The sequence below is a fragment of the Aerococcus sp. 1KP-2016 genome (assembly GCF_002252085.1).
GTDB lineage: Bacteria > Bacillota > Bacilli > Lactobacillales > Aerococcaceae > Aerococcus.
This window is the reverse complement of the sequence record NZ_NEEY01000052.1, coordinates 1-11915: the sequence shown is the minus strand read 5'-3', so window position 1 is coordinate 11915 and position 11915 is coordinate 1. Positions and strand designations below refer to the sequence as shown.

8 protein-coding genes, 1 other RNA gene and 1 pseudogene are annotated in these 11915 nt (G+C 40.4%); 6 read left to right on the top strand and 4 right to left on the bottom strand.

The window, feature by feature from the left end; translation table 11 throughout:
- Positions 1-328 precede the first annotated feature (328 nt).
- Positions 329-428, top strand: an RNA gene (gene ffs / locus B9P78_RS08150) — signal recognition particle sRNA small type.
- Between the two features lie 60 nt (positions 429-488).
- Here ffs and B9P78_RS08145 read toward each other — a convergent pair.
- Positions 489-3335, bottom strand: coding sequence for a DUF3427 domain-containing protein (locus B9P78_RS08145; RefSeq protein ID WP_094518978.1), 2847 nt, complete (start codon positions 3333-3335; stop codon positions 489-491).
- A 16-nt stretch (positions 3336-3351) separates the two neighbouring features.
- Entirely contained in the window at positions 3352-3753 is a 402-nt protein-coding gene (locus B9P78_RS08140) for a (deoxy)nucleoside triphosphate pyrophosphohydrolase (RefSeq protein WP_094518977.1), read from the bottom strand.
- A gap of 167 nt (positions 3754-3920) precedes the next feature.
- Here B9P78_RS08140 and B9P78_RS08135 point away from each other — a divergent pair, with 167 nt between their 5' ends.
- A complete protein-coding gene (locus tag B9P78_RS08135) occupies positions 3921-4919 on the top strand; it encodes an NAD(P)H-quinone oxidoreductase (RefSeq protein WP_094518976.1) in 999 nt (332 codons plus the stop codon).
- 192 nt (positions 4920-5111) lie between these two features.
- Positions 5112-5909: a 2-keto-4-pentenoate hydratase gene (locus B9P78_RS08130; RefSeq protein ID WP_233487806.1), complete on the top strand. Its 798-nt coding sequence runs from the start codon at positions 5112-5114 to the stop codon at positions 5907-5909.
- A 295-nt stretch (positions 5910-6204) separates the two neighbouring features.
- Here B9P78_RS08130 and B9P78_RS08125 read toward each other — a convergent pair whose 3' ends face one another.
- Complete coding sequence (locus tag B9P78_RS08125) at positions 6205-8169, bottom strand: ABC-F family ATP-binding cassette domain-containing protein (protein ID WP_094518979.1); 1965 nt, start codon at positions 8167-8169, stop codon at positions 6205-6207.
- A 195-nt stretch (positions 8170-8364) separates the two neighbouring features.
- Here B9P78_RS08125 and B9P78_RS08120 point away from each other — a divergent pair.
- Positions 8365-8987: pseudogene (locus tag B9P78_RS08120) on the top strand (redox-sensing transcriptional repressor Rex).
- 355 nt (positions 8988-9342) lie between these two features.
- Here B9P78_RS08120 and B9P78_RS08115 read toward each other — a convergent pair.
- Positions 9343-9543 carry a hypothetical protein gene (locus B9P78_RS08115; RefSeq protein WP_094518974.1) on the bottom strand — a complete coding sequence of 67 codons (201 nt, stop codon included), beginning with the start codon at positions 9541-9543 and terminating at the stop codon, positions 9343-9345.
- A gap of 284 nt (positions 9544-9827) precedes the next feature.
- On the opposite strand from B9P78_RS08115, the gene B9P78_RS08110 reads away from it, so the two are divergent.
- Together B9P78_RS08110 and groL are read left to right on the top strand one after the other, a co-directional pair.
- Positions 9828-10097, top strand: a complete 270-nt coding sequence (locus B9P78_RS08110; RefSeq protein ID WP_094518973.1) for a co-chaperone GroES — start codon at positions 9828-9830, stop codon at positions 10095-10097.
- 54 nt (positions 10098-10151) lie between these two features.
- Positions 10152-11774: a chaperonin GroEL gene (gene groL, locus B9P78_RS08105; RefSeq protein WP_094518972.1), complete on the top strand. Its 1623-nt coding sequence runs from the start codon at positions 10152-10154 to the stop codon at positions 11772-11774.
- Positions 11775-11915: the final 141 nt, after the last annotated feature.

The following is an 11915-nucleotide window of genomic DNA, read 5'->3' as shown; positions in this document are numbered from 1 at the left end:
AGAATTTATTGTAAAATTTAGTTGAGTCATTACCTAACCTCCATATATTGTTTTGTGGTAAATACAATTATACAGGAGTCAGGTTAATGGCTCTTTTTCTTTTTACACAATTATATGGACTTAATCTGAATAAGTCACTACCTGATGATCTTGTGACTTATCTGAGTATATAAGTCACTACTAGAGCGAGAAAGTGACTTATCGTAACATTAAAAGTCACAGAACCGCCGTTGCCTTCTCTACTGGACCCCCAAAATCCCTCTAAATTCATGAATATTATACTTTTCCTTTACAAGAGGCCTATAGAAATGCTATAATAAAATTTGTCGAAAGACCTTGCGGCAAGGGTAGAGGTGTGAACCGAGTCAGATCGGGAACGAAGCAGCTCTAAGCATTGTCTACTCTGTGCTGTAAGTTAGTATAAATTTAATCGGCTATAAGCCAAAAGCGCTCATCGAAAGATGGGCGCTTTTTTGTGGATATGATGATTATTTGAGATATCTAAAGAGTTTATGGTCAATGGGTTGATGGAATTTTAGATTCATTTGGACGAGGGGTTTTTGTTTTCCGTTACCTACATCTTTGGTCATTTCCTCAATAGTATTAATATCGGGAGTGACTTGGCCGAGATAGTAAAAATCTTTATCATCTCTGGTTTTCTGAACGAACATGTGAAAGTCCCATTCTTCTGGTGTTCGCATCACCTTGATATCTGGTGAATTCATGGTACGACCAACTGTTGAGAACCAGTGCATGGTTGTATTATCGGGAAATGTATCTTCATAGGCAACGACGGCACCGGTGAAATCTTCTCCCTTATCAATCGTAACGAAGATAACAAATATTTTCCGTTCTTTATCTAAAACATAGCCCCCAATATTCTGCGCAACGACTTGTTTGTGCCAATTTAGGAATCGTAAGGCTTCTCGGCGTGAATATTTTTGATAGAGGGTGAGTTGTGTTTGATGGTCATATTGTTCGCTCAGTATTTTCGCAGTCATGAGTAAATCATTCAAGTGAATTTGGAAGGTTTCATTTTTTTGAGCATCCCTAAAACCATCAGAAATTTGAATACCAGAATCAGTTAGGCTAATGATTTTCCCAGCTTCAAACCTATCCTTATCACCACCAGCATAATGGTCGGTCGATAGTATCTTCAGAACTGAAGTGATTGTTTCTTCATCTGCTACATATTGATGTTTCATAAAAAGATTGCGAACCTTGTCAAAAGTCATGGCATCGATATGATGATCGTGTAAATGTTTGATCAAGACTATCTCGTGGACCCGTTTACCAGGAAGTACTTCCTCGGTTAAGAAATTCAGCATCTTGTCTGTTCTTGCTGACCAAGCAATGACCATATCCCCTTGTTTTGCAATGAATTGAGGGTAATTTTTATGTTTTCCGGCAATGATGAGTGGGTCAAAAATTTGGCTCGTTTGAAAATCGACAAGTAAAGGCACGCGATTGAGTCGTTCTTTCAGTTGTACATAGGCATTTTTCAAAACGACGGCAGAATTCATTTTTGCTGTATTAATGGATTTAAAAATCCGCTCTTTGGCTATTTGCTCGAAATTAATAGAGGAGAGGCCTGAGATAAAGGTGGTATCCATCGTATTTCGGCGTAAGTTGTCCTTATTTCGACTCGTATCACCAGAAAGGGCAGCAGGAATCATGTAATTATTATTGTAATTACCGATAAAATCGATGATATTGACAAAATCCTTACTCTCATGTTTGCGCAAGCCACGCCCCATTTGTTGAATAAAAATAATGCTAGATTGGGTTTGGCGGAGCATGACAACCTGATTAATTTCGGGAATATCAATCCCTTCATTGAAGATATCAACAGTAAAAATATAATCTAGCACGCCGTGTTGTAAGCCACGCACTGCATGCTTCCGTACCTCTTGACTGTCACTACCAGAAAGTGCGACCGTCTTGAATCCGCGTTGATTGAACTTTTCTGATAAACTGATTGCTTCATCTCGGCGACTGCAAAAAATAAGTCCTTTGACCTTTTTGTGCGCCAAACCATAGTAGTTCAACCGTTCAATCAAGAAATCTACCCGCTCATCAAGCACTAGTTGTGCTAAATCGCTAGTATCATCGATGATTTCACCATCTTTTTCATAATCGGTTACACCAAAATAATGGAAAGGGGCCAATAAATTCTCTTCAAGTGCATCCTGTAGCCGGATTTCGTAGGCAATATTATAGTCAAATAAGTCATAAATATTATAGCCGTCAGTCCGGTCTGGTGTCGCTGTTAACCCTAGTAAGAAGTCGGGGGTAAAGTAATTCAGAATTCTCTGGTAGGACTCACTTCCGGCTCTATGCACTTCATCAATAATGATATAGTCAAATTCACTCGGATCAAATTGATGTAAATGTCGATCTCTGGTTAGGGTCTGTTGGGTAGCAAATAAGAATTTAGCCTCTGTATCCTTATGATTACCAGTATAGAGGCCAAATTGACTATCATCTTCATTAGCGAAAATCTTTTTAAATGACGCCATTGCGGATGCGAGAATTTGTTCGCGATGAACAACAAATAGCATCCTTTTAGGGGCAAATTGTCGAACATCAAAGGCAGCAAGGTAGGTCTTCCCAGTTCCGGTTGCAGCGATGACTAATCCTTTTGTCTCCCCAGCTGCTCGCAATTCTTGCAGACTATCTAATGCGGGTTGTTGCATCCTGTTTGGTTTAATAAATGCTTCAACGGGGTCTTGCAGTTGGGTAATTTGTTGATAACTTGTTGGTTGATAGGTGCTTCTGTAACGGGCAATCCACTGAGGTGTTAATGGACTCGCGCTAGCCCATTGTTCGTCAAGGTGGTCCTGCATTTGTCGGATAATTTCCCCTTGTTCATAGGAAGTTAGTTTAATATTCCATTCATAGTTGGTTTTTAGCGCATTAATCGTCAGATTAGATGAACCGATAATGAAGGCTTGGTGGCCAGTATGTTCAAATAAGTAGCCTTTGGCATGGAAGGCTTTTTTGTCGGACATACGCACTTCAAGATTTGGAATCCGGAGTAGGGCATCAAAGACATCAGGTTGATTGAAATCTAGGTAGGTTGATGTTAACAGCCGTCCGGAAATCCCTTGGCGATGTAAATCAGCCAGTAAGGTTTTTAGTGTATTCAAGCCGGATTCAGTAATAAACGCCACAGAAAAAGTAAAAGACTGACAATTTTCCAATTCTTCTTGAAGCGTAGTGAGTAAAAATTCCTTCTTTTCTGGTTGATTGATGATTAATTTTGGATCGTATTGAGAACCAAAATGATTATTGTTGATGAATGCGTGTCGTAACGCTTGTACTAGTGGGTCCATATCCTTACACAATCCTTTACTCGAAATGCATGCTTGATAATTTTGCAACGGCTGGTTGGTCCGCCGGTGCCCAATCTAATTTGGTTAACTGGCTTGGTTCTAGCCACTCGATGGCCGCATGTTCCGTCAAAACAGGCGTCATTTCCTGGGCTAGCGGACAAATAATTGTGGTCAAGTGCACTCGGCCAAAATCATATGAATAGCTGGTGGTATCAAAGATATCATTCGTCACTGGGATATCGATGAACAATTCTTCAGTTAGTTCACGATGTAAGGCTTCTTGTGGTGTTTCGCCAGCTTCGATTTTACCGCCAGGAAATTCCCATTTATAAGCCAAGGATTTTTCACCACCACGTTGCGCACATAAAATTTTGCCATCACGAATTAAGATAGCCCCAACTACATATATATCTTTCATCCAAATCACCTTTCACTTGTTATATATAAGATCATTTTAGCGAAAACGCCTGCAATAAGATAGATCCAAAAATGATTTCATCGGCATCTAGGGCGTTTGATTATCTTCCACTGGAAAAATGAGCTACCATTATATTAAGAAAATATATAAAGATGAGGAGTAATACAATGAAAGCATGGTTAGCAAATAACGCAGGTGGACCTGAAGTTTTTGAAATGGTAGAACTAGAAATACCGCAAGCCAAACCTGGGGAAGCCTTGGTAAAGGTGAAGGCGATTGGGATTAACCGCCATGACGTTATGTTTCGAACCAGCGTCAATCCAGAGGCGCCCGTAGCGGACCGAGTACTAGGTATTGAAATCGCCGGGGAGATTGTCCAAATCAACGATCCGGATGGGCAATATGCGGATGTAGTGGTTGGCGACCATGTGGCAGGCATCGTGGTTCATGGCGCCTATGCCGAGTATGCCACCATTCCCTTGAGCCGGATTATCAATTTCCCCAAAGACGTACCTTTCGTAACTGCCGCATCCATTCCCGAGGCTTTTATGACGGCATATCAAACTTTATATTGGATTGGCTTTTTGAAAAAGGGCGAACGCGTGCTCATTCATGCGGCTGGTTCGGGGGTGGGAACTGCCGCAATTCAGTTGGCCCGCCACCTGTCTGACGCCGAAATTATCGCCACTGCTGGCCGTCAAGATAAATTGGATTTGGCGACCAAATTAGGGGCAAACCGCGTGGTCAATTATAAGGAAGAGGATTTTGCCCAAGTGGTGGCGCAAGAGACGAATCAGCAAGGTGTGGATGTGATTTTGGACTTTATTGGCGCATCCTATGCCCATCAAAATAGTCAGGCCATTGGCGTAGACGGACGATGGGTTTTGATTGGTGTGCTTGGGGGAACGAAGGTGCCTGATTTTAATATGGGACAATTGATGTTTAAACGTGTGAAATTGGAGGGTACTTTATTGTCTGCGCGTTCTGATCAATATAAGGCTGATTTAGCGGCTGACTTGCACCGTGATGTTATTCCATTGATAGCAGATGGAACCATTGCTCCGATAATTGATACGACTTTTGATTTCGCGGATTTACCAGATGCGCATCGTCATATGGAAGCCGATAAGAATTTGGGTAAGATTATTGTGACAATTGCAGAATAGTGGTTGACGAATATCTAGGACTTCAAGGTTCTAGGTATTTTTTTGTTTATCGTTTCCTAGGCTTCTTCTCAACCTGTCCTTTCTAAAAAATTAAATTTAAATGAGGATGTATCTTGAAATAAATCCTATATTTGTTACAATGAAACAGTGTGAGTCTCATTGAATTTTAATTTATAACCTACCTTAGAAGGGATGAAGAAAATGGAAGAAGCGAAGAAGCAAGAGATTGCCCAATTTCTATACCAAACGGAGCACGACCGTGTAGCGATTGACAATGTGTCGGAAATTTTTAATGTGCAGTTTACTGAAAGTGAAGCCTATGATATTCAAGATCGGGTGGTGGCATTAAAAAAAGAGACAGATGGTCAACCGGCAGCCTATAAAATTGGCTTGACCTCGCCGGCTAAAATTAAACAATTGAATGTAGATCAACCCGTCTATGGGATTTTGTTTGACTATATGATTTCTTACAATGAGGAGCCATTGTCTTTGCAACGTTTCATCCATCCGCGGGTGGAACCTGAAATTGCGATTGTATTGAAAGAAGATATCTATCAAGAAGATGTGACGTTTGATGAAGTCATGGCTAAAATCGATTGTGTGTATTCATCGGTAGAAATCGTCGATTCACGTTATCACGGTTTCCGTTTTTCACTAGAGGATGTCGTTGCCGATAACACCTCATGCCAAGGGGCTATTTATTCGACACAACATTTTGCGATTGACGATGTGGATATTTTGAATGAACATGCTGAGGTCTATATTAATGACGAAAAAATTGATGAAGGTTATGGCAAAGACGTCGCCCATCATCCAGCAAACGCTGTGGTATTCTTAGCGAATGCCTTATACAAACGTGGTGAGAAATTGCCTGCAGGGGTACCCATCATGACAGGTGGGATGACCAAAGCCAACCCAATTAAGGTCGGTGATAGAGTCAGAATGACATTTACCAACCTAACATCTATAGCGTTTGAGGTAGTTGAATAAGAGGATGGGATAAAAGGCCGCTAAAAAGGCCGCTAAAAAGGCGTACACAATTCTTTTTAAGAGTTGTGTACGCCTTTTACTTTGAAAAAATTCTTATACATTTTGATTGAAATATATCATGGGAATAGGTTAAAAGACTGAAGGGGTAGTTGCTTAGCCATGAAAGAGGATGAAATCGAAACCTTGGCTCGATTTCAAATTGAAAGACCTTGGCTTTCAATGGTCCCACGGCTTACAAGGGACGTACATTGTAAGGACGAAAAATCTATGATTTTAATCCTATGTCCCAGCTTCTTTATAGTTCTTCTAATGCGATGATGGTTTCTTCCCAGGCCTCCATTAGCCTTTCTTGTTCAGCTTGTTTTGCTTGTAGGGTTTCGTTTAAATCATTCAATTTGGTAAAGTCGTCGAGGTATTCGGGTTTGGTCATTTCAATTTGAATGGCTTCGATGTCGGCTTCAATTGTGGCTAAGTCGTCTTCGTATTGATTCAACTGACGTTCCAATTTGCGTTGTTCACGCTGTTTGTCTTTGGACATTTGGAAGGCCTGTTTCTTGTCTGAAGGGGCTGCCGTGTTGTCGTTTGATGGTTTTGCTTGGTTAGAGGCGTTTTCTGCTTCTAATAGGGCTAGTCGTTCGGCTTCGGCCTCTTTTTTCGCAATATAATAGTCGTAATCGCCTAGGTATAATGTTGAACCTTCGGCGCTGATTTCAAGGACGGAAGTAGCGACACGGTTGATAAAATAGCGGTCGTGGCTTACGAAGAGTAGGCTACCATCGTATTCGATCAGGGCATTTTCCAGGACCTCTTTGGAATCGATGTCCAAGTGGTTGGTTGGCTCATCGAGAATCAAGAAGTTATCGTGTTCAAGGGCCAATTTGGCTAATTCCAAGCGGGCTTTCTCCCCACCTGATAGGGAGTTGACGATTTTGTTGACGTCGTTTCCTGTGAAGAGGAAGGAACCCAAGATTGTCCGGATATCGCGTTCCATCATGGTAGGATGTTCGTCCCATAATTCATGCAAGACGTCTTTACGGGAGTTCAAGTTGCCCAACTCTTGGTCATAGTAACCGATTTGTAGGTGAGCACCGTAATGTATAGTCCCTTTAATAGCAGGGATTTGTTTGATAATCGTCTTCAATAGGGTTGATTTCCCCACACCGTTAGGGCCAACAATGGCGATGGCTTCCTGTTTACGCATTTGGAAGGAAATTGGTTCGGATAAGATTTTATCTGGCGAGTAACCGACAGCTAGTTGGTTGGTTTGGAGTACGTCGTTACCAGATTCTTCTGCGACCGAGAATTGAATGCGGGCAGATTTTTCATCTTGTAATGGTTTTTTGATCTTATCCATTTTTTCCAATTGTTTACGGCGAGATTGCGCCATCTTAGTTGTAGAAGCACGTACAAGGTTGCGCGCTACATAGTCTTCTAGCTTGGCAATTTCTTCTTGTTGTTTCTCGTAAGCCTTCATCTGTAAGGTTAAACGCTGTGTTCGCTCAGATAGATAGAATGAATAATTTCCCTTATAATAGTCGATTCCTTGGTGAGCCATTTCGTAGGTTTCGTTGGTCACGGCATCTAGAAAATAACGGTCATGGCTGACAATCAGTAAGGCACCTGGATATTTTGGCAAATAGCTTTCAAGCCAAGTTAGGGTATCAATATCCAAATGGTTGGTTGGTTCATCGAGAATAAGTAGATCGCGTTTCTCCAACAAAATTTTGGCTAGGGCTAAACGGGTTCGTTGCCCTCCAGATAGGGTGGAAATTTTGCGGTCATAATCTTCGTCAAAAAATTGGAAACCGTGTAGCACCATACGGATTTCTGATTCATAGCCATACGCATTGAACCGAATCAAGTCCTCTTGCAGCTGATCGTAGCGGTTCAGGGCAGATTGATATGCCTCAGGGTCTTGCATGAGCTTTTCGTCAGCAAGTGCCGCTGCCGCTTCTTCAGACTCTTTTAGCATTTTGATGACCGGCTCAAAAACAGAGACCATTTCTTCATAAATGGTACGGTATCCGGATACGGCAGTATGTTGGTCCATATAAGCGATGGTTGTGCCTTTGGTTAACGAAATTTGACCATCATCAGGTTCCTCGATGTTGGCAAGCATTTTTAATAGGGTAGATTTACCCGCACCATTACGGCCAACGAGGGCGATGCGGCTGTTGTGTTGGATAGTCATTTGAACATTTTCAAAAATGACTTCGACGCCGTAGCGTCTGGCTAAGTTAGCACCTTGTAATATGATCATAATTGGCATGATCCTTTCTTCAGTATTCATAACTATTCTACCACATAGAATGACATGTCAATTATGGAAACTTTTTACAAAATATTGCAAATGTTGGCTATATAAAAAATAGTTAGTGTTATTTGCTTGTGTTCATTTCACAAACTTGCTATACTAAGTGAGAAAAAAATTTCGAATTAGAAAAGAGGATTGGACATGCGTAAAATACCCAAAGCAACCGCTAAGCGATTGCCACTGTATCATGCTACCTGCGCGTATTCAAAAATATGGGCAAAACACGGGTTTCATCAACAGAGTTGAGTGAAGCTGTTAAAGTTGAAAGTGCAACGATTCGTCGTGATTTCTCATATTTTGGTGCCTTAGGGAAACGCGGTTACGGTTATGATATCGATGCCTTGCTTGAATTTTTCGGTAAAACACTGAGTCAAGATCGCTTAACCACAGTAGCTTTAATCGGTGTTGGTAATTTAGGAAATGCCTTATTAAACTACAACTTTAAAAAATCGAATAATATCCGTATTGGTGCGGCTTTTGATGTCAATGAAGAGATCATTGGTACTGTACATAATGGCGTACCTGTATACGATATGAAAGATTTAACGGAGCAATTGACTTTAATGGATATTGAGGTCGTGATTTTATCAGTACCGGATGCTGTTGCGCAAACAGTGATCCCATCCTTAGATGACGCCAATATCAAAGGGATTTTGAACTTCACACCTGTTCGTTTAGATGTACCTGATCACATTCGTGTACAAGACGTTGATTTTACCAATGAATTACAAACATTAATTTACTTTATTTCAACAAATTCATAATCAAATTAGAGGGTGGGGCTAGTGTGCCTCATCCTTTTTATTTGCATGAGGGTAAAATATGCCATGCCTTTAGATAAGTAAGGACAAATTTGTTCATTTATACGCATAGTTTGTGAAAATGGACAAAGTGTTTGTATTATTTTTTGCAAATTTCAGCAAAAAATGACGAGAATTGCAAGGTTTTTCATATTTAGGAAGATTTTCATCAAGTCTGGCTAACGCTTACCAAAGGTAGCAATTAGGCCAAAGGTATCCAGAAACCAGATATGACATGCGCAAAGCATGAAAATGGCATAAAAAAAAGAGCCCCAGTTTTGACATTTATAGTCGAAAACATAGGTAGCTCATTAATTTCTTACTTTTTAATGCGCTTAATGTAACGTAAAACGTTGATGGTTTTAATAAAATCAACGATTTCGTAGGCTGCAACGGCGATAGTTAAGTATACGGTCCAATCCCAACCATTTGCGCGAACGCTATCGACGGCATAGGTCATGGCAACGAAAATAAATAATACTTTGAATAATAGTAAAAATAATACAGGTGATTTTAACATAAGTATAACGACAATCCTCTCTGTGGCATTGCACCATTTGTTGTTGTAAATGGTCAATCTATTATTTCTATAAATTACATGATATAGCGCATAAAATCAAGGTTTTTGACCTTTCATCAAAAATTGGTCAAAAAAAGTCAATCTTTTACTTGCAATTCGGATTTGAATGTTTTAATATTATAGATGTAGTTAGCAGTCGATGAGTTTGAGTGCTAACAATGTAAATCACAGGGGCGTAAAAGCCTCTAAAGTAGTGGCATTTTTATCATATGGAGGGACCAAAAATGATTAAACCGTTAAACGGACGTGCAGTAATTCAAGTTGAAGAAGCAAAGGAACAAACAGTTTCAGGTATCGTTTTACCGTCAGCTGCTAAAGAAAAACAACAAGTAGGTGTTGTAAAAGCAACTGCTGAAAATACGGAAGATTTCACTTCTCAATTAAAAGAAGGTGACCGTGTATTATTTGAAAAATACGCTGGATCTACTTTTGAATTAGATGGCGAAGAATTTTTAATCATCAGTGAAAGCGACATTATCGCAATCGTTGATTAGTCAGTTTCATATAGTAAATAACAATTAGATAGAGATTTATGAGGTGAATAAATAATGGCAAAAGATATTAAATTTTCAGAAGACGCACGCCAAGCTATGGTTCGCGGTATTGATAAATTAGCAGATACAGTTAAAGTAACACTTGGCCCTAAAGGTCGTAACGTGGTATTGGAACAAAGCTATGGTTCACCATTAATTACAAATGACGGTGTTACAATTGCTAAAGAAATCGAATTAGAAGACCGTTTCGAAAACATGGGTGCAAAATTAGTAGCAGAAGTTGCTTCTAAGACAAATGACATCGCTGGTGATGGTACAACTACTGCAACTGTATTGACACAATCAATCGTTACAGAAGGTATGAAAAACGTTACTGCTGGTGCTAACCCTGTAGGTATCCGTCGCGGTATTGATAAAGCCGTTCGTGCTGCATCTGACCGTTTAGCTGAAATCTCAGTACCTGTTGATTCTAAAGGTGCTATCGCAAACGTTGCATCTATTTCATCTGGTGACGCAGAAACTGGTGAATTGATTGCTGAAGCAATGGAAAAAGTTGGTCAAGATGGTGTAATCACTATTGAAGAATCTCAATCAATTGACACTTCATTAGACGTTGTAGAAGGTATGCAATTTGACCGTGGTTACCTATCTCAATACATGGTAACTGACAATGATAAGATGGAAGCTGTTCTAGAAAATCCATATATTTTATTAACTGATAAGAAAATTTCTAATATCCAAGACATCTTACCAGTCTTAGAACAAGTGGTTCAAGAAGGTCGTGCCTTGTTATTAGTTGCGGATGATATCGATGGTGAAGCATTACCAACATTAGTATTGAACAAAATCCGTGGTACGTTCAACGTTGTTGGTGTAAAAGCACCTGCATTTGGTGACCGTCGTAAAGCAATGTTAGAAGACTTATCTATTTTAACAGGTGCACAAGTAATCACTGAAGACTTGGGTCTTGAATTGAAAGATGCAACGATTGAACAATTAGGTTCTGCTAACCGTGTTGTTGTCACAAAAGACGATACAACAATCGTTGAAGGTGCTGGTAACAAAGAACAATTAGCACAACGCGTGGCTCAAATCCGTAAACAAATCGAAGAAACAACTTCAGATTACGACCGTGAAAAATTACAAGAACGCTTAGCTAAATTAGCTGGTGGTGTTGCTGTTATCCGTGTTGGTGCTGCAACTGAATCTGAATTAAAAGAACGTAAATTACGTATTGAAGATGCATTGAACGCTACTCGCGCTGCCGTTGAGCAAGGTATCGTAGCTGGTGGTGGTACTGCATTTGTGAACACTAAAGCTGCCGTTGCTGAATTAGCTGAAATCTTAGCTGGCGACGAACAAACTGGTGCACAAATCGTATTACGTGCTTTAGAAGCACCTGTACGTCAAATCGCTGAAAATGCTGGTTTAGAAGGTTCTGTAATTGTTGAAAAACTAAAAGAACAAGAAAACGGCATTGGATTCAACGCTGCAACAAACGAATGGGTAAACATGATCGAAGCTGGTATCGTTGACCCTACTAAAGTTTCTCGTTCAGCATTACAAAACGCTGGTTCAGTAGCAGGTTTAATCTTGTCAACTGAAGCTGCCGTAGCTGACCATCCAGAAGCACAACCTGCAATGCCACAAATGGATCTAAACGCAGGCATGTATTAATAACAGAGTGCGACAAGAACCGTTCAGCCCTCAACCAGTGGAAGATTAGCGCCCGTGATGACGGTAGTCATCGCCAGCTAATCTGAAGTGGGCAGAGGGTTGGTTCTTGGAACACGTTTTGATAGAGTGCGACAAGAACCG

Bases quoted from the DNA above. Each gene is read 5' to 3' on its own strand.
- B9P78_RS08140 (WP_094518977.1), bottom strand. From the start codon at position 3,753: ATGAAAGATATATATGTAGTTGGGGCTATCTTAATTCGTGATGGCAAA.
- B9P78_RS08145 (WP_094518978.1), bottom strand. From the start codon at position 3,335: ATGGACCCACTAGTACAAGCGTTACGACACGCATTCATCAACAATAAT.
- B9P78_RS08125 (WP_094518979.1), bottom strand. From the start codon at position 8,169: ATGATCATATTACAAGGTGCTAACTTAGCCAGACGCTACGGCGTCGAA.
- groL (WP_094518972.1), top strand. From the start codon at position 10,152: ATGGCAAAAGATATTAAATTTTCAGAAGACGCACGCCAAGCTATGGTT.
- B9P78_RS08135 (WP_094518976.1), top strand. From the start codon at position 3,921: ATGAAAGCATGGTTAGCAAATAACGCAGGTGGACCTGAAGTTTTTGAA.
- B9P78_RS08130 (WP_233487806.1), top strand. From the start codon at position 5,112: ATGAAGAAAATGGAAGAAGCGAAGAAGCAAGAGATTGCCCAATTTCTA.
- B9P78_RS08115 (WP_094518974.1), bottom strand. From the start codon at position 9,543: ATGTTAAAATCACCTGTATTATTTTTACTATTATTCAAAGTATTATTT.
- B9P78_RS08110 (WP_094518973.1), top strand. From the start codon at position 9,828: ATGATTAAACCGTTAAACGGACGTGCAGTAATTCAAGTTGAAGAAGCA.